General features: G+C 66.4%; 14 protein-coding genes. 3 read left to right on the top strand and 11 right to left on the bottom strand.

What is annotated here, in order from left to right; all coding sequences use genetic code 11:
• Positions 1-3: 3 nt before the first annotated feature.
• The gene (hpnD, locus tag G315_RS0102110; RefSeq protein ID WP_018169881.1) at positions 4-864 is read right to left on the bottom strand and encodes a presqualene diphosphate synthase HpnD; all 861 of its coding nucleotides are present in this window, start codon (positions 862-864) and stop codon (positions 4-6) included.
• A gap of 178 nt (positions 865-1,042) precedes the next feature.
• On the opposite strand from hpnD, the gene hemN reads away from it, so the two are divergent.
• The gene (gene hemN, locus G315_RS0102105) at positions 1,043-2,431 is read left to right on the top strand and encodes an oxygen-independent coproporphyrinogen III oxidase (protein ID WP_019611824.1); all 1,389 of its coding nucleotides are present in this window, start codon (positions 1,043-1,045) and stop codon (positions 2,429-2,431) included.
• 34 nt (positions 2,432-2,465) lie between these two features.
• On the opposite strand, the gene hpnC is transcribed toward hemN, so the two are convergent.
• From hpnC to G315_RS0102065, 8 genes are all read right to left on the bottom strand, one after another.
• A complete protein-coding gene (hpnC, locus tag G315_RS0102100; protein WP_019611823.1) occupies positions 2,466-3,335 on the bottom strand; it encodes a squalene synthase HpnC in 870 nt (289 codons plus the stop codon).
• Positions 3,336-3,384: 49 nt separating this feature from the next.
• On the bottom strand, positions 3,385-4,074 hold the full coding sequence (gene gph, locus G315_RS0102095) for a phosphoglycolate phosphatase (RefSeq protein WP_019611822.1): 690 nt from the start codon (positions 4,072-4,074) through the stop codon (positions 3,385-3,387).
• On the bottom strand, positions 4,071-4,817 hold the full coding sequence (gene ubiG / locus G315_RS0102090; RefSeq protein ID WP_019611821.1) for a bifunctional 2-polyprenyl-6-hydroxyphenol methylase/3-demethylubiquinol 3-O-methyltransferase UbiG: 747 nt from the start codon (positions 4,815-4,817) through the stop codon (positions 4,071-4,073). Before ubiG ends, gph begins: the two co-directional genes overlap by 4 nt.
• Before the next feature lie 284 nt (positions 4,818-5,101).
• Positions 5,102-6,436: a TRZ/ATZ family hydrolase gene (locus G315_RS0102085; protein ID WP_019611820.1), complete on the bottom strand. Its 1,335-nt coding sequence runs from the start codon at positions 6,434-6,436 to the stop codon at positions 5,102-5,104.
• An 82-nt stretch (positions 6,437-6,518) separates the two neighbouring features.
• Positions 6,519-6,911 carry a DoxX family protein gene (locus G315_RS0102080; RefSeq protein ID WP_018145564.1) on the bottom strand — a complete coding sequence of 131 codons (393 nt, stop codon included), beginning with the start codon at positions 6,909-6,911 and terminating at the stop codon, positions 6,519-6,521.
• Between the two features lie 131 nt (positions 6,912-7,042).
• On the bottom strand, positions 7,043-7,663 hold the full coding sequence (gene wrbA, locus G315_RS0102075; RefSeq protein WP_018145565.1) for an NAD(P)H:quinone oxidoreductase: 621 nt from the start codon (positions 7,661-7,663) through the stop codon (positions 7,043-7,045).
• Positions 7,664-7,771: 108 nt separating this feature from the next.
• Positions 7,772-10,564 carry an EAL domain-containing protein gene (locus G315_RS0102070; protein ID WP_019611819.1) on the bottom strand — a complete coding sequence of 931 codons (2,793 nt, stop codon included), beginning with the start codon at positions 10,562-10,564 and terminating at the stop codon, positions 7,772-7,774.
• Between the two features lie 319 nt (positions 10,565-10,883).
• On the bottom strand, positions 10,884-11,744 hold the full coding sequence (locus G315_RS0102065; protein WP_026338809.1) for a PhnD/SsuA/transferrin family substrate-binding protein: 861 nt from the start codon (positions 11,742-11,744) through the stop codon (positions 10,884-10,886).
• A gap of 390 nt (positions 11,745-12,134) precedes the next feature.
• Between G315_RS0102065 and G315_RS0102060 the strand changes: the two genes are divergently transcribed.
• The gene (locus tag G315_RS0102060; protein ID WP_019611817.1) at positions 12,135-13,190 is read left to right on the top strand and encodes a hypothetical protein; all 1,056 of its coding nucleotides are present in this window, start codon (positions 12,135-12,137) and stop codon (positions 13,188-13,190) included.
• A complete protein-coding gene (locus tag G315_RS0102055) occupies positions 13,190-13,957 on the top strand; it encodes an OmpA family protein (RefSeq protein WP_018145569.1) in 768 nt (255 codons plus the stop codon). The genes G315_RS0102060 and G315_RS0102055 overlap by 1 nt, the downstream gene beginning before the upstream one ends.
• Positions 13,958-13,968: 11 nt before the next feature.
• Here G315_RS0102055 and glnD read toward each other — a convergent pair whose 3' ends face one another.
• Both glnD and map read right to left on the bottom strand, forming a co-directional pair.
• Positions 13,969-16,644, bottom strand: coding sequence for a [protein-PII] uridylyltransferase (gene glnD, locus G315_RS0102050; protein ID WP_019611816.1), 2,676 nt, complete (start codon positions 16,642-16,644; stop codon positions 13,969-13,971).
• A 58-nt stretch (positions 16,645-16,702) separates the two neighbouring features.
• Entirely contained in the window at positions 16,703-17,488 is a 786-nt protein-coding gene (map, locus tag G315_RS0102045) for a type I methionyl aminopeptidase (protein ID WP_018145571.1), read from the bottom strand.
• Between the last annotated feature and the right edge of the window lie 179 nt (positions 17,489-17,667).

Genomic DNA, 17,667 nt, shown 5'->3' with positions numbered 1-17,667 from the left:
GCATCAGGCCGCGCGGCGGCGTTGTTCGCGCTTCAGGCGGCGCGCGGTGCGCCACGCGATCCACAGCTTGCGGATCGGGGTCAGGCGTACGCGGTGTTCCAGCACGCGATAGCCATCGTCCGCGATCTCGTCGAGCAGGGTGCGGTAGATGGCTGCCATGATCAGGCCCGGGCGCTGGGCGTAGCGGTCGGCGTCCGGGAGGTGTTCCTCGGCGCGTTCGTAGTAGCGTCGCGCCCGTTCCGCCTGCTCCGCGAACAGGGCGCGGTGGCGGTCGTCGGTGATGTTGATCTGGAATTCCTCCGGCTTGACTCCGTGCTTGCTGAGCTCGTCCATGGGGATGTACACGCGGCCGCGCATGGCGTCCTCGTGCACGTCGCGCAGGATGTTGGTGAGCTGCAACGCCATGCCGAGGTCGTGGGCGTACTTGAGAGTGCGCCGGTCGGTGTAGCCGAAGATATGAGCGGACAGGATGCCCACGACGCTGGCGGCGCGGTAGCAGTACAGCGACAGCGTGGTGAAGTCCGGGTAACTGTCGTAGTCGAGATCCATCTGCATGCCGTCGATGATCTCGTCGAAATACTCGCGGCCGAGGTCGAAGGCGGCGATGTGGGGCTGCAGTGCCTGGGTGATGGGGTGGCGGGGTTCGCCGGCGAACAGGCGTTCGATCTCCTGGCGCCACCAGTCGAGCTTGGTGCGCGCAATGCTCTCCTCGCTCACCTCGTCGACGATGTCGTCGACTTCCCGGCAGAAGGCGTACAGCGCCGTGATGGCGCGACGGCGATCCGGCTCCAGAAAGCGGAACGCGTAGTAGAAGCTGGAGCCGCTTTGCGCGGCCTTCTCCTCGCAATACTCGTCGGGGGACATGCGCTCTCGCGTGGCGGGTGTCGAACAGGGAGGAGAAGGCTAGCACAGGCAGCACAGGGGGCGGGAGAGGGCGCCCTGAAGGCGGATTGTTGACCTGTATCAAGCTCGGGCCCGGCGTGCGGCCGTAGTCTGCAGAACCAAGGTCGCGAGTGCGCGGCGCACGGCTGTGGAGCTCCCTATGGAACAACGCCTGGTGTTTGACCCCGAAATCCTGCGCCGCTACGACGTGAGCGGGCCGCGGTACACGTCGTATCCCACCGCGCCACAGTTTCACGAGGGCTTTGACGACCGCGCCTATGCCGAGGCGGCGCAGGCCACCAACGGGGCGGACCCGGCGCGGCCGCTGTCACTGTATGTGCATGTGCCGTTCTGCGACACGGTGTGCTTCTACTGCGCCTGCAACAAGGTCATCACCGGAAATTACCAACGCGCCCAGCGCTACCTGCAGTATCTGGAGCGCGAGGCCAAACTGCAGGGCGAGCTGTTCGACCGGGAACGCACTGTCGGGCAGCTGCACTTCGGGGGCGGCACGCCGACCTATCTTGGCGACGACGATCTGCGCCGGGTGATGGCGACGCTGGCGAGGCACTTCCGCCTGGACGAAAGCGATGCCCGCGAGTTCTCCATCGAGATTGATCCGCGCGCGGTGCGGCCCGGGACCATCCCGCTGCTGGGCGAGCTGGGTTTTAACCGGATCAGCCTCGGGGTGCAGGATTTCGACCCGAACGTGCAGCGGGCGGTGAACCGCATCCAGCCGTTCGAGGTGACCGCGCGGGCGGTGGAGCAGGCGCGGGCCAACGGCTTCGAATCCACCAACCTGGACCTGATCTACGGCCTTCCCTTGCAGACGGTGGAGACCTATACCGCCACCCTGGAACGCGCGCTGGAGCTGCGCCCGGAGCGCCTGGCGATCTACAACTACGCGCACCTGCCGCAGATGTTCAAGACTCAGCGCCAGATCCGCGAGGGCGATCTGCCGGACGCCGCGGAGAAGCTGGCGATCCTCGAGACCACCATCGCTCGCCTGACCGATGCCGGCTATGTCTACATCGGCATGGACCACTTTGCCCTGCCGGACGACGAACTGGCCACGGCGCAGCGCGCCGGGACGCTGCAGCGCAATTTCCAGGGCTATTCCACACGGGCGGAGTACGACCTGGTGGCACTGGGTCCGACGGCCATCGGCAAGGTGGGCGCCACCTACAGCCAGAACCTGCGCGAGCTGGATGCCTATTACGCGCGGCTGGATGCCGGGCGCCTGCCGGTCTTTCGCGGGCTCGAACTGAGTGCCGACGATCGGCTGCGCCGGGACGTGATTACCGATCTGATGTGCCATTCGCGTATCGAATTCGCCGCGATCGAGGCGCGCCACGGGATCGTGTTCGGCGAGGTCCTTGGGGATGCACTGGAGCGGCTTCAGGGCATGGAGGCCGATGGACTGGTACGGATCGGCGCGGAGCGCCTGGAGATCCTGCCGCGCGGGCGCCTGCTGCTGCGCAACGTCGCCATGGCCTTCGACGCCTACCTGAAGACGGAGAGCGCGCAGCGCTACAGCAAGGTGGTCTGACGGCGGTGAAACGCGCCTGATGCAAAAGGCCCCGTCAGCGGGCCCGGGTGCGCCGCCGCGGGCGCAGGCTGTGGCTCAGGATGATCCAGGCGTCGCGGGTGCGCAGGCGCGGGCGGGCGAAGACGTCATCCTGCTGCCGCAGCCGCCAGAGGATGCGTGCCCCGCCGTTGATGATCGCCCGGATCTCCAGCCCCATGCGCCCGCGCAGCAGGCCGCCCAGCGGCGCCCCGGCGCGCAGCAGGCGGTCGGCGCGGGCGTATTGAAACTGCATCAGGTTGCGTAGCTGGAAGGTGGTCTGCCCGGTGGCCAGCATCGCTTCGGTCACGCCGTACTGGTCCATCTCTTCCTGCGGCAGGTAGATGCGGTTGTTCTCCCGCAGGTCCTGCTGCAGGTCCTGATAGAAGTTGATCAGCTGCAGCGCCGAGCAGATGGCGTCCGAGTACCCCAGCATCTCGTCGGTCGGGTTGCCGTTCAGGTGCAGCATCAGCCGGCCCACCGGGTTGGCCGAGCGGCGGCAGTAGTCCATGACCTCGCCGAAGGTCGCATAGCGGGTCTGTTCCAGATCCTGCAGGAAGGCGTCGATCAGGTCGGAGAACGGCGCGGCCGGGAGGTCGAAGCGGGCGCGGGCGTCGGCAAGGGCAATCCATTCGGGTTCGTGCTCGGCGGCGGGGTCTTCCAGGATCTGCACGCGTTCCTGCATCGCCAACAGTGCCTGGCGCCGCTCGGCGACCGGGCGCGGGTCCTCGTCGGCCAGGTCGTCGGCGTCGCGGGCGAAGCAGTAGATCGCCGCCACGGGGCCGCGCAGACGGCTGGGCAGCAGCCAGGAGGCCACGGGGAAGTTCTCGTAATGCGCCTTGGCACGCTGGCGACAGTGGCGGTAGGCCGAACGGATACGAGGCGACATGGGTGCTCAGCCCCTATTTTCGGCGTGCGGGGCGCCGAGGTGGGCGAATTCAGCTCGCAAGCCCGGGCTCCGTGGCGGCTCCGTCGGCGTACCAGGCCCAGAAGTCGTTCGGCTGTTCCAGGGCGGCATCGGCGCCCCATTGATCCGGACGCTGGTTGGCGTCGATGTAGCCCCAGTTGGCGATCAGGGTGGGCATGCCGGCGGCCCGTCCGGCCGCGATGTCGCGTTCTGCATCGCCCCAGTAGCAGTGGCGTTCCGGCGGCAGGCCAGTCTGGCGTGCGGCCAGCCACATGGGTTCCGGGGCGGGTTTGCGCTGAGGCAGGGTATCGCCGCTGACGACGGCTGCCATGCGCGAATGCAGCCCGAGGGCCTCCAGCAGCGGATCGGTCAGCCAGCCCGGCTTGTTGGTGACCACGCCGAAGGACCAGCCGCGGGCCTCGCAGGCGTCCAGCAGCTCGGCGAGTCCGGGAAACAACGTAGTGGCCTGGCACAGGTCGCGGGCGTAGATCTCCAGGTAGCGCTTCTTGAGATGCTCGGCGAAGGCGGGATCGGCATCGGGAAAGGCGAGATCCACCAGGGCCCGGGACCCGTGGGAGACAAAGTTACGCACGACCTCGAACGCCAGCGGCGCACGGTCGTGTTCGGCCATCAGGGTGACCAGGGCCGCATGCATGTCGGGAGCGGTGTCCAGCAGGGTCCCGTCGAGGTCGAACAGGACCGATCCGAGTTCGCGGGTCATTCGTCGGTGCCGCCTTCGTCGCGGCGGGCGGCCATCAGGTAGTTCACGTCGGTGCGGGCGACCAGGCGATAACGCCCGCTCAGGGGCGAATAGGTCAGGCCGGTCATCGCGGTGACCTCGAACCCGTGGCGGCGCAGGGCGGTGCCCAGTTCGGAGGGCCGGATGAAGCGGCCGTACTCATGGGTGCCGGTGGGCAGCATGTGCAACACGTATTCGGCCCCCACGATGGCCTCGGCAAAGGCGCGCGGAGTTCGGTTGATGGTGGACAGGAACAGCCAGCCGCCGGGGCGCACGAGCGTTGCAAGGGCGTCGATCACGGCATCCGGATCGGGCACGTGTTCCAGCATCTCCAGGCAGGTCACCACGTCGTAGTCGCCGGCGTGACGTTCGGCGTGCGCCTCGGCGGTAGTGTGCAGGTAGTGGATTTCCAGCCCTGCCTCCACCGCGTGTTCGCGCGCGACCTCCAGGTGTTCGGCGCCGGCGTCCAGCGCGGTGACCTGAGCGCCGCGAACCGCCATTGCCTCGGAGAGGATACCGGCGCCGCAGCCTACATCCAGCACCTTCTTGCCGGCGAGATCGGCCTTGCCGTCGATCCATTCGAGGCGCAACGGGTTGATCGCGTGCAACGTGGCGAAGGGGCCCTTCGGGTCCCACCATTCGTGGGCCCGATGGGTGAATTTGTGGATCTCGGCGCTATCGACGTTTGCGTGCGCAGAAGTTTGGGAGAGGGGTTCGGGGCTCATGGCGTCTGTCTCGCTCAGGGAAACACTGATTAATGTACACGTTCGCGCTCGAGTCGCTGTTGCGTGCGAACAAGGCGCGGTGGCTGCCGTGCAGTCATTCTGCACAAGGGAGCCGCAACGCCGTGCGCGCGCAAAAGCGGCCGAGCCCCTCGGGGTTGGCACCCCAGGTTCCCCGATCCTGCGTTGCGGCCCTTGCCGGTAGAACAACTATCGGCTGCGCACCGCGCCTTGTCTTGGAAAACCTGGGGTACCAACGCGAGCGTGTACATTGATCAGTGTTTCCCTCAGGCAGTGGGCTGCTGGGTTTCCAGCACCCGGATGCGCCAGTACTCGGCTTCGGCGTGGAGATCCTGCGAGTTCAGCGTAAGCAGTTCGCGGTCGCGTAGCAACGGCCGTCCGGCCACGTAGACATCGCGCACGGCATCGCGGGTGGCGGCGTAAACGATCTGTGCACTGGGGTCGTGCGCCGGTTGCAGTTCCAGCGCCTGCAGGTCTACTGCGACCACATCGGCCTGCTTGCCGGGCTCCAGGGAGCCGATCCGATCCGCGAGTCCCAGGGCTTTGGCACTCCCCAGCGTCGCCATTTCCAGCGCGGCGGTGGCGGGCAGGGCGGCGGCATCGCCACTGACCCCCTTGGCCAGCAGTGCCGCGGTGCGCATCTCGCCGATCATGTCGAGATCGTTGTTGGAGGCAGTGCCGTCGGTCCCGAGGGCGATGTTGATGCCGGCGGCCTGTAACCGCGTGACCGGGCAGAAGCCGGAGGCGAGTTTCAGATTGGATTCCGGGCAGTGGGCGATGGAGACCGGGCGTTCGCGCAGCAGATCCAGATCGGTATCGTCTACCTGGGTCATGTGCACCGCGATGAAGGGCTGGTCCAGCATGCCAAGGCGTGCGAGGCGGGCCAATGGTCGTTCGCCCTGGTCGCGCAGGGCGTCGGCGACCTCGCTGGCCGTCTCGTGAACATGCATGTGGATGGGCACGTTCAGTTCGCGGGCACGGGCCGCCACGCGCTCCAGGCTTGTATCCCCCACGGTGTATGGCGCGTGCGGGGCGACATTGAAGGTGATGCGGTCATGCTGCCCCCAGTTCGCGACGACGTCCGCGCCGCGCTGGAAGTATTCGTCTGCCGTGCTGGCCCAGGGCGTTGGGAAGTCGAACACGGTGAGGCCCAGCGAGGCGCGGATGCCGGTCTCGTCGACCACCCGGGCCGCATCGTCCACAAACAGGTACATGTCACTGAAGCACGTCGTGCCCCCGCGCAGCATCTCGGCTATGGAGAGGCGGGTGCCTGCGCGTACGAATTCGGGGGAGAGCAGCTTGCCCTCGGCCGGCCAGATATAGCGCTTGAGCCAATCCATCAATGTGTGGTCGCTGCCGATGCCGCGCAGGAGGCTCATGCCGGAATGCGTATGGGCGTTCACCAGGCCCGGGATCAGGACCTGTCCGGGGTGGTCCCGGTACTCGGCGTCGGGATGGTTTGCGCGAGCGGTGGCGTGCGGCTCGATGGCTTCGATCACGCCGTTACGAATCACCAGGGCGTGCTCCCGCAGGATGGTGTCGCGGGGAATGACCGGGAGGATCTGCGGGGCGCCGAGGATCAGCGTCTGGGCGTTGTGCATGGCGGTATGTCTGCGCGGGGGCCAGGGTCGCGCATGGTACCCGAAAGGGGCGGCATTGCGCCGCCCCGGGAAACGGCCGGGACTACCAGCGATTAATCGCCAGGCGGCCCGGACCGGTCAGTGCCAGGGCGATGGCCGTGAACAGGAACATGCCCTGCAGCTCGAGGGCCCAGCCGCCGGTGCCGGTGAGCAGGAAGACCTCGTGGGTGTGGGCGAGCGCGATGGCGAAGAGCATGTTGATGGCGATAATCACCGCGCCGATGCGCGAATACAGGCCGATGATGACGAGGATCGGGGCGAGGATCTCGCCGATGTAGACGCCATAGGCGAGGATCGCCGGGAGTCCGGCGTTGGTAACCATGCTTTCGATGCCGCTGATCCCGCCAGTCAGCTTGGCGATGCCGTGCAGCAGGATCATGATCCCGAGGGCCAGGCGGAGTACGAGCTTGCCACTGTCGTCTAGCGTGTTGTCCATTGCCATCCTCTCCTTGTCGTGCTGCGGATCGATGTCCCCAGTCGCTACGGTCGGGCCTGTGCCCGACCGGGTTTGTCCCCGGGCAACATCCAGCCAGGGCATGCGCCCCTTTGGGATGTACCTGTGGCGGGTCAGCCGGCGTTGCGCCCCAGACGCTGGGCCCGGGCGACCTCGGCGACGTGACGCCCCTGAAAGGCGGCCATGCCCAGTTCGTTTTCGCTCGGTTGGCGCGAGCCGTCGCCGTCGGCCAGCGTGGTCGCCCCGTAGGGGGTGCCGCCGCAGACCTCGCTGACATCGAGCAGGCGCTTCTCGGTGTAGGGTAGACCAACCACGGTCATACCGTAGTGCAGCAGGTTCACGATGGTCGAGACCAGGGTGGTCTCCTGGCCGCCGTGTTGCGAGGCGGTGGAACTGAACACGCTCCCGACCTTGCCGACCAGCTTGTCGCCGAACCACAGGGCACCGGTCTGATCGAGGAAGTTGGCCATCTGCGCGGCCATCCGGCCGAAGCGGGTAGGGGTGCCGATGATGATCGCGTCGTAGTCCGCCAGTTCTTCGGGCTTGGCGATGGGGGCGGCCTGGTCGAGCTTGGCGCCGGCATTGCGGGCCACGTCTTCCGGCATCAGCTCGGGGACGCGCTTGATCGTGACTTCGGTCTCCGGGACCTCACGGGCGCCGCGGGCCACAGCTTCGGCCATCTGCTCGATGTGGCCCCAGGTGGAGTAGTACAGGATCAGGATCTTGGTGCTCATGGCGGGTCGCCTCTGGTTGGCTAGGTTGCAATACCCGCTACCCTAGATCCGATTTATACGAATGAAAATGGCGAAAAACGGCTCCAACGATTCGGATAATACGAATGGTTAGGGGTGGGTTGCGGCGTTTCCGTTGCCGCTCTGGCGCAGTACCAGGGCCTCAAGTTCTGCCAGCGTGTCGGGGTGGCCGTACAGGTAGCCCTGAAAGTGGCGGCAGCCGAGGCCGAACAGGAAGGCCCGCTGCTGGTCGTTCTCCACGCCTTCGGCGATGACGTCCAGGTCGAGGGTGTGAGCCAGGTTGACCACCATCTGGGCGATCGCGGCATCGTTGGGATCGTCCAGGACGTCGCGTACGAAGGACTGATCGATCTTCAGCTGAGCGAGGGGCAGTCGCTTGAGGTAGGCGAGAGAGGAGTAGCCGGTCCCAAAGTCGTCCAGGGAGAACTCGATTCCGAAGCTCCGCAATTCCTCGATGTGGGCAATGACGGTCTCCACGTTTTCGAGCAGCATGCTCTCGGTCAGCTCCAGCTTCAGGCGGTGCCCCGGTGCGCCGGTAGCCTCGAGCGTCTCGGCCAGATCGCGCACGAAGTACTTGTGCCGGAATTGGCGCGCGCTGACGTTGACCGACAGGGTGAGGTCCCGAAAGGCGGGCTGGTGTTTCCAGGCAGCCAGCTGCTCACAGGCCGCGCGCAGCACCTTGCGGCCAATCGGGACAATCAGACCGGTCTGTTCTGCCACAGGGATGAACTCGGCGGGCGAGATCATTCCGCGGCTGGCGTGCTGCCAGCGCAGCAGGATCTCGGCCCCGATGACCGCGCCCGACGTGTTCACCTGTGGCTGGTAGTGCACGCTGAAGGCATCTTGATCCAGGGCGTGGCGAAGCTCGCTCTCCAGCTCGAATCGGGCCTCGACGGCGCGGTGCAGCTCGGGGTCGTAGAAGCGCACAGTGTTGCGCCCGGCGTTCTTGGCCCGGTACATGGCGAGGTCCGCCTGCTTGAGGATCTCCTCCACGCTCAGATTGCGGCCGCTGAACAGCGTGGCACCGATACTGGGCGTTACGTGCCGCCTCTGTCCCGCCAGCTTGAAAGGATCGCGCAGAATCTCGATGAGCTTGCGACCCACGGCCTCGGCCTGGGTCGCCGCGCGTGCCGGGTCCGGGTGCAGATCGTTGAGGATGATGACGAACTCGTCGCCCCCGAGGCGGGCGAGGGTGTCCGCCTCGCGCACGGAGTTCAGCATGCGCTCGGCGACCTGGCGTAGCAGGTCATCGCCGACTGCATGGCCGAGGGTGTCGTTGATGTCCTTGAAGTTGTCGAGATCGATGAACAGCAACGCGCCATGCAGTCGGGTGCGTTCGGTATTGGCGAGACTCTGACCCAGCCGGTCGTGCAGCAGGGTGCGATTGGGCAGTTGGGTCAGCCCGTCGAAGAAGGCGAGACGCCGGATCTCGTCCTCGGCCTGCTTGCGATCGGAGATGTCGGTCATCGTGCCGAAGGTCGCCGTCACCTGGTCGTGGTCATCGAAGCGGGCACTGGCGTAGATGCTGACCCAGCGGATGTCTCCGTCGCGGGTGCGCAGACGGATCTCCTCGGATTGCGAATGGGAGCCGCCCTCGAGGAGGGTGGCACAGAAGCTATGGGCGTCGTCGTGGTCCTCGGGGGCTACAAAGTCGCACAGCGGGCGGCCGAGAGTCTCTTCCACGCTAAACCCCGTCAGGGCCTCCCAGGCTGGATTCAGCAGGGTCCAGTGGCCTTCGGCATCGGTACGGAAGATGACCTCGGAGATGTGGTCCACCACGTCGCGGTAGCGGTTCTCGCTTTCCGCCAGTGCATCGGTGGTGCGTCGGTGGGTGGTGATATCCAGGGTCAGGCCGCGCAGGCTCTCCCGGCCGTCCGCGTCCCGGGCCCAGGAGAGGATGTCTCGCAGCCAGATCCACTGGCCGTCGCGATGGGCGAAGCGGTAGTCCACCGTGCGCGGGCTGGTCCGGCTCTCGCGGGCGGCGTTCTGCACGCGCGGCAGGTCGGCAGGGTGGATATGCCGGGCGCGCAGCTCGCCCCGGCCCAGGTTGTGGGCCGGGAAGCCCAGCAGGCGGCGGGCGTCGCCGGCCACGAACTCCCATTCGTGGGTGCGCGGGTCAGCCTCCCACAAGATCGCGTTGGCGCCGCCGAGCATGGACTCCAGGCGCGCGACCGAGCGGTTCAGTTGTTGGTTCTGTTGTTCCAGGGTGGTCTGGGTGGACCCCAGGTGGGCGGCGACATCGTTGAAGGTGCGCGCGAGGTCGCCGAACTCGTCGTGCGACCGCACCGGGATGCGATGGTCCAGACGGCCGCCCTGCAACGCCTTGCCGCCCTGGTTCAGCAGGCGCAGGCGGCGAGTAATAACCAGGCTGAAGACCACCGCGGCCAGCATGGACAACACGAGCACGCCCAGCGCCAGCAGGACGTTGCGCTGCAGGAGGGTAGCGGACAGGGCGTCGATCGCATCGGTGGAATAGCCCACCGCCAGGGTCCCGAGCGGTTGCCCGGCCAGATCAATGTCGCGCAGGATCTCGATCTGCCCGGGCGTGGTGCGCGTGCCGTCCGCGCGTGCCGGGATGGTGTCCGGCGAGATGCCCACCGACGCCATCGGCTGGTCCTGGGCGTCGAGTACCACGGCATAGAGGACATGGGAGTCGTCCGCGACGAGCTCGAGCAGGTCCTGCAGCATCGCCGGATCCGCGTAGGCCAGGCCGGGGGTCAGCGCGCTGGAGAGCAGGCGGCCCTGCTGTTCGGCAAAGCGTTCCAGCATCTGCGACTGGTTCTGCTGCACCTGGGAGATGCCGCTGATCATCAGCGCTGCCACCATCGCGACCTGGATCGCGACGGTGCCGATGATGATCTGCCAGGCGAAATTCAGGCGCATGTGGGGGGCGCCGACGCCTGTGGGGCGATGCCGGCAGGGGTGGGGCCAGAGCTGGTTGGAGCCGGGCCGGGAAGGGGCATCGATGGAATCCGGGTTGCGTGCGCGCCAGAGTCACCGCGTGGTGCGGCAATGGATGTGATCCCGACCATTTTAACGATACTGGATGATGGATGCCCGTGCCGTTTGAAATTTGGGGAAGGCCACGGCGGTCGGGGGCGATCATCGGGGTGGGTGGATGGCGAGGTAGCGGGGGAGAAGCCGAAACCCCAGGAGCGGTCCGCGTCCGTGCGGCGGGCGTGATGGATGCTGCGGGCTGGACTTACGGGGTCGGGTTCCCGGCCGGGATGGGGGCCCGGAGATCGAATTTGGCTTCCAGGTCATCCAGCGCACCCTGAAATGCCGCGTACTCGCCGGCATGCGCCTCGATGAATCCGCGGTGTCCGATATGCCTCAGGAGTGTTGTGCCGGACGGGCTCTGCTGCAGCGTGATCAGGCGATGGTGCAATCGCGGGGTGTCGCGATCCAGACGTTCGTGTACCAGAAGGGTAAGTCCCGGGAACCGTTCGGATTGGGCAAGGATACGCACCAGGCTTCCGTCGCCCAGCGACATGTGGCGTTGGCGGGCGCCTTCGAAATCCGGTCGTGCCGGCAATACGTTGCCTTCGATGATCATGACGAGGGCATCGGCGATTCCGCGTTGGAATGCGGCCACTGCCGCGCTGTTGTGGTGATAGTGCAGGTAGCGGGGCGGGCCGGGTGGGTCGGGCCAGTCCTGGGCGTCAATCAGGCTGCGTGCGAGGGTCGCCGCGCGGCTTTCCTTGTACGGGACTGCGAGGGATCGGCCTGCGAGGCCGGCAAGCGAATCGATGCCACCCCCGGGCCGCACCAGGAGGACCATCGCCAGCTCTTCCTCGCTGCGTACCAGTAAGCGGTAGGGCCCGTTTTCCGTGAGGAGCGGCACTACCTGCGGTGCCACGAGGATCAAGTCGTAGCGGCCCTCTCGGCTGCGTTCGAGCAGCGTCGGCAGGTCGCGTGCGGACTCCAGCCGTACCGGCTGGCCGAGTTCCGTTCCCAGCCAGTCGCGCAGGGGCGCGTAGCGTGTGAACAGCGCTGGCGGGCTGGCAAATGGCTGAATCCCGAAGGTCAATGGGGCTTGTGCCTGAGCCGGGGTACTCAGCAACCAGAGCAGGATGGCGAATGCCAGCCAGACGAGCGTCGGCCGCCGCCGGGGCGGGCCGATGGGCTTGCATGACACGTTCGCAGTAGGCGTGACCGTCGCAGGCATGGAGCCACCGTCTATTGGGCTTCGCTGGGTAAGACGGGGCAGGCGCGCGATTTCGTCCCATTCGGGGCGTCAAAGAATGGACGATTGGGCTCTGGTTGCGGTTCGCTGCCTGGCGCGTGGGCGTCGGGAATCCGTCGAAAGCTTGTGGCGCGCCCGGTCCGGTCGTGCCTGAAAGCCCCGTTCCACCGGTCTTTGGCGGGTCTGGCGTTGTTTTTGCTTGCATCCGGTTCCTACGAATCGCACGACCGCGCGCGTGCTACCGGCGCCGCGGGACGGAGGAAGCACATGACCGGAATTTTCGATCGGGTCGCCGAGGCGCTGTTGGCCACGTTGCAGGGGCTCAGTCCATTAAGCGTGATTGGCTTGTTCGCGCTGTTGCTGTTTGGGCTGTTCCTGGCGGCGTTGACGGCGACGGCATTGCGCCGCGCCGAGTCCTTGCAGGGAGCGGCGCCCGCGCTGCTGACCACCGTGGGGATTCTCGGCACCTTCCTCGGGGTCGCCATTGGGCTGCTGGATTTTGACGCTGGACGGGTGGAGGCCAGTATCCCGGCCCTGCTGGAGGGGCTCAAGCTGGCCTTCGTGACCAGTATCGTGGGCATCTTGCTGGCGGCGGTGTTGCGGATGGTTCAGGTGATGGTACCCGCACCGACGGCCTCCCCCGAAGCGTCAGCGCAGGGTGCGTCGGATGCACCATTGGATAACGCGCACCTGGCGGCACAACAACGGGATGCCTCGCTCGCCGTAGTGGAGGCGGTGCGGGCCCTCGATCAGCGCCTGGATGCCCGGCTGGAGCAACAGCACCGCGAACTGACCGGTGCGCTCGATGGCATGGCCGAGCGCATTACGGAGATGAGCAGCGGGCACCTGGTAGAAGCCCTGGAGCGGGTGATCCACGATTTCAACGATCGCCTGGGTGAACAGTTTGGCGAGAACTTCCGGCGTCTGGATGACTCGGTCGCTCGCCTGGTGGAGTGGCAGGATCAGTATCGCGAGCAGATGGACACCCTGCATCGGGCCTTCGACCAGGCCCGTGCCGGGGTCGAACAGACCGAGCAGACCCTGGAGCGCATGACCGGGCAGGCCTTGCAGATCACCCGGCACGTGGAGGACCAGGAATCGACGCTCTCCAGTCTGCGTCGCGAGACGGTGGAACTGGAGGCCCTGCTGGGGAGCATCGCGGCCCTGCGGGATCGTGCCACCGAGGCCTTCCCGGCGATGGACGCACGGCTGGAGGCGATGCTCGAGAGTATCGAGAATGCCGTCCAGGCAGGGCTCGCGGCGGAGACGCGCTGGGGTGGGGAACGTTCCGCCGCCATCGCCTCCGCGGGCGGGCGTAACTGATGTTTTCCTGGTTGGCGCGACGCCGTCGGCGACAAGGTGTGGCCGCGGGAAACGAGGCCGACCAGGGTTCGCACTGGCTGGCGGTGGCGGACCTGATGGCCGCGCTGATGATGATCTTCCTGTTCCTCGCGCTGCTGCACATGGTTCAGGTGGAGCGCGAGAGCGCGGTGCATACCGAGGTTCGCAATGAGGCGGCCGCCTTGCGCGCGGCGATCTATTCGGTTCTGGAGGAGGAGTTTCGCGAGGATTTGCCGCGCTGGAATGCGGAACTGGACCGCGACAGCCTGACCTTGCGCTTTCGCGAGCCGGAGGTCCTGTTCGAGCGCAGTTCGGCACGCATCCGGCCGCGCTTCGAGGCGATTCTCGAGGACTTCATGCCGCGCTACGCGGCACAGTTGCGTCCGTTCGCCGAGGTCATTCGGGAGGTGCGGATCGAGGGCCACACCTCCAGCGAGTGGGCCGGCAGCGACGATGCGCTGGAGGCCTATTTCGGAAACATGGATCTTAGCCAGCGCCGCACGCGCGCGGTGCTGGAATATGCCTATCAGCTAGAGCCCCTGCAGGAGGCGGACTGGTTCCGCTCGCGGGTCGCGGCCGTGGGGTTGTCCTCTTCACGCCGGGTGCTGGACGAGCGCGGCGAGGAGGATCGTCGGGCATCCCGCCGAGTCGAGTTCAGTGTCCTGACCGATTTCGAGGCGCGCCTGCTGGGCGCGGGGGTGGCGTCCGACGAGGCAGGGCCCCGACCTCTGGAGGCTCGCGCCCGCTGACCCGGCTGCCGTCAGATGGCGCCGAGCAGGGCCTTGCGCAGGTGGGCCTGATCCTCGTCGTCGAGCGCCGCGTGGCCGGGGCGGCTGAGGAGGAAACTGTCCTCGACCTGTTCCCCGGCCGTGGCGATGCGTGCAGTCCGCACGTCGATTCTCTGCTCGGCAAGGACATGCCCGATGGTCGACAGCAGGCCGGGTCGGTCCAAAGCGCGCAGCCGCATGCGCGTTGCCTGGCCGCCCGCGGCGGGTTCGAATTCGATCTGCGTATCCACGTCGAAGTGCTTGAGGCGGCGTGGAAGCTGGCGTGAGGCCGGGTTGGGGATGGTCCCTTCGCGTTCGAGTTCGCGTTCGAGGCTCTGGCGGATCTCTTCGGAGCGATAACCGGCATCCACCGTCTGGCCCCCGCCGCTTTCGAGAACCAGAAAGGTATCCAGCGTGCGGCCGCCTGCAGTCGTGATGATCCGTGCGTCCACGATGTCCAGTCCCAACTGGGTCAGGGCGCTGGTGATGCGCGCGAAGATCCGGGGATGGTCGCTGGCGTAGACGAAGATCTCCGTGCTCCCGCGCGAGGTCTTCGGGCGCACCAGGATCAGGGGGAGGGCGTCCGGGGGGAGTGGCAGCAGGGCCCGGCCGTGCCAGGCGATCTCGTCGGCGGAATGGCGCAGGAAGTATTCGTCGTCCAGTTCGTCCCACAACTTCCGGGCCTGATCGGTATCGAAGCCTTGTTGTTCGATTAACGCGAGTGCCTCGGTGCGGGTTTGCCGGATCTGTTCGTCCATGTCCGGCGGGGTATCCAGACCCCGGTCCAGGACATTGCGGGTGGCGTGATAAAGGGTTTGGAGCAGGGAATCCTTCCAGCTGTTCCACAGCTCCGGATTGGTTCCGCGGATATCGGCAATGGTCAGCAGATAGAGAAAGTCCAGGCGTTCGCGGGTGACCACCTCGCGGGCGAAAGCCATGACGACCTCGGGGTCGGAGATGTCCTTGCGCTGGGCCGTCAGCGACATCAGCAGGTGGGAACGCACCAGCCAGGCGACTAGGCCGGCATCCGCGTCCGACAGGCCGTGATGCTGGCAGAAATGCAGGGCATCGTGGGCCCCCAGCTCGGAATGATCACCCCCGCGGCCCTTGGCGATGTCGTGAAACAGGGCGGCCAGCACCAGACGTTCGGGGCGCACCAGTCCCGAGTAGATCTGGTGCGCCAGGGGCTGTTCGTGCGCGAACTCGGGCAGCGCCAGGCGGCGCGCGTTGCGCACCACGTTCAGGGTGTGCTCGTCCACGGTGTAGGCGTGGAACAGGTCGTACTGCATGCGTCCGATGATGCGCCCGAAGGCCGGCAGGTAATTGCCCAGCACGCCGTAGCGGTTCATGCGGCGCAGCTGGCTGGTGATCCCGCGCGGGGCGCGCAGGATGTCCATGAAGAGCTCGCGGCACACCGGATTGCGGCGGAAGTGCCCATCGATCAGGTGGCGGTGGGCCCGGATCAGGCGGATGGTGGAGGCGCGGATGCCCTGGATCTCCGGGTGTTCCTGGAGCAGGCGGAAGACCTCCAGCAGCGCCGGCGGATAGATCATGAAGACCTGATCGTGCGCCGCCTCGAGGTAGCCGCCCCGGACCTGGAAACGCTGGTGGATGCGTACGGGGTCCTGCAGGGCTTCCGGATCGTCGAGGATGGCCTCGTTGAAGTGCTGCAGCAGCAGTTCGTTCAGCCGCTCGAGATCGTTGATGGTGCGGAAGTAGCGCTGCATGAACTGCTCGACCGCCCGGTTGTGGTTCTGGTCGACGAAGCCGAAGGTGTTGGCAAGCTGGCGCTGCAGATCGAAAAGCAGGCGGTCCTCGCGGCGGCCAGCGAGCATGTGCAGGGCAAAGCGTACCCGCCAGAGGAAGTTCTGGCCCTCCATCATCTCGCGGAACTCACCCTCGCGCAGGAAGCCCAGTGACACCAGCTCCTCGATGCGCTCGGCGCCGTAATGACGCTTGGTGACCCAGCCGATCATCTGGATGTCGCGCAGGCCGCCGGGGCCCTCCTTGACGTTCGGCTCGAGGCGGTAGGCGGTCTCGCCAAAACGCCGGTGGCGTGCTTGTTGTTCGGCCAGCTTGGCGGCATAGAAACTGCGCGAGTCCCAGATGCGGTCGGGCTCGATGGCGCCGCGGAAGTCGTTGAACAGACTGAGATGGCCGGCCAGGTAGCGAGCCTCGATCAGGTTGGTCGCGACGGTGATGTCGTCGCGCGCCTCGCGGGTGCAGTCGTCGATACTGCGCACGCTGTGCCCGACCTCGATGCCGATGTCCCAGAGGAACGTGACGAAGTCACTGATCCGGTCGAAGAGGGCGGGATCATGTTCGCCCTCGAGGATGATCTGGATGTCGATATCGGAGGCCGGGTGCAGTTCGCCGCGGCCATAGCCACCGACCGCGATCAGGCATAGCTGGTCGTCATCCGCGAGGCCCTTCTGGGCCCAGATCAGCTTGAGCAGCTCGTCGATGCGCCGGGCGTGGCCATGGATCAGCTCGGCGATCGGCATGCCGTCGCGAAAGCCCTGGTATTGCTGTTCCAGGATGGCGCGGCGCCGGTCCCGAAACAGCGCAATATTCCCCGGGTTGCGGCTGAGGCGCTGGTAGTCCTCGCCCCAGCCGGGGGTGAAGGCCGGGGTGTCGAGTTCGCCGGGGTTGCTGCCCGCAGGATTCATTGGTGCTCCGTGGAATGGGCGGTTCGAATCGGCGGGGAACAGGCGTGATGGCCTTCGATCAGGCCGCGATCTCCTGCGGTGGGGTTTCGTCCTTGCGCAGGGTCAGGATCTCGTATCCGTCGGCGGTGACCAGCAGTGTGTGTTCCCACTGCGCCGACGGACTGTGATCCTTGGTCACGGCGGTCCAGCCATCCGCCAGGATGCGAGTGTGGCGGCGGCCGGCATTGATCATCGGCTCGATGGTAAAGCACATGCCTTCTCTCAGGGTCATACCGGTGCCGGGCTTGCCATAGTGCAGGACCTGCGGATCCTCGTGGAAGCCGCGCCCGATCCCGTGGCCGCAGAACTCGCGTACCACGGAGCAGCGTTGTGCCTCGGCGTAAACCTGAATCGCGTGGCCGATATCGCCCAGCGTTGCGCCCGGGCGAACCTGCTGGATGCCGAGGTACATGCTGGTACGTGCCACGTCGATCACCCGCTGGGCCTGGATACCGGCCTTGCCGATCACGAACATGCGGCTGGTGTCGCCGTGGAAGCCGTCCTTGATCACGGTGATATCGATATTGAGGATATCGCCGTTCTTCAGCTTGCGATCCCCCGGGATGCCGTGGCAGACCTGATGGTTCACCGAGGTGCAGATCGACCTTGGGAAGCCGCGATAGTTGAGTGGGGCCGGGATCGCGTCCTGGGTGTTCACGATGTAGTCGTGACAGATCCGGTCCAGTTCCCCGGTGGTCACGCCGGCTTGCACGTGGGGCTCGATCATCTCGAGGACTTCGGCGGCCAGGCGGCCGGCGACGCGCATGTGTTCGATCTCTTCGGGGGTCTTGATGGAAACGGACATGGGGGCTCCCGCCGCGGCGCCCGGAGGGGCTCGGCGTTTGGTTCGGGTAAGTGTCCTATGCTATAAAGCGCGCGCCTCGCTGGCAATTCGGCGGGGCCGGAAGCCGCCTTTTGCGGGGCGACTCCCGAAACCTTAATCCACACACGCATCGGCACGATCTGTCGGGTGCCCGCCCTCGA

The organism is Thioalkalivibrio sp. AKL7 (genome assembly GCF_000381705.1).
Lineage (GTDB): Bacteria > Pseudomonadota > Gammaproteobacteria > Ectothiorhodospirales > Ectothiorhodospiraceae > Thioalkalivibrio > Thioalkalivibrio versutus.
The sequence above is the reverse complement of the archived record's forward strand: the minus strand, read 5'-3'. Positions and strand labels throughout refer to the sequence as shown.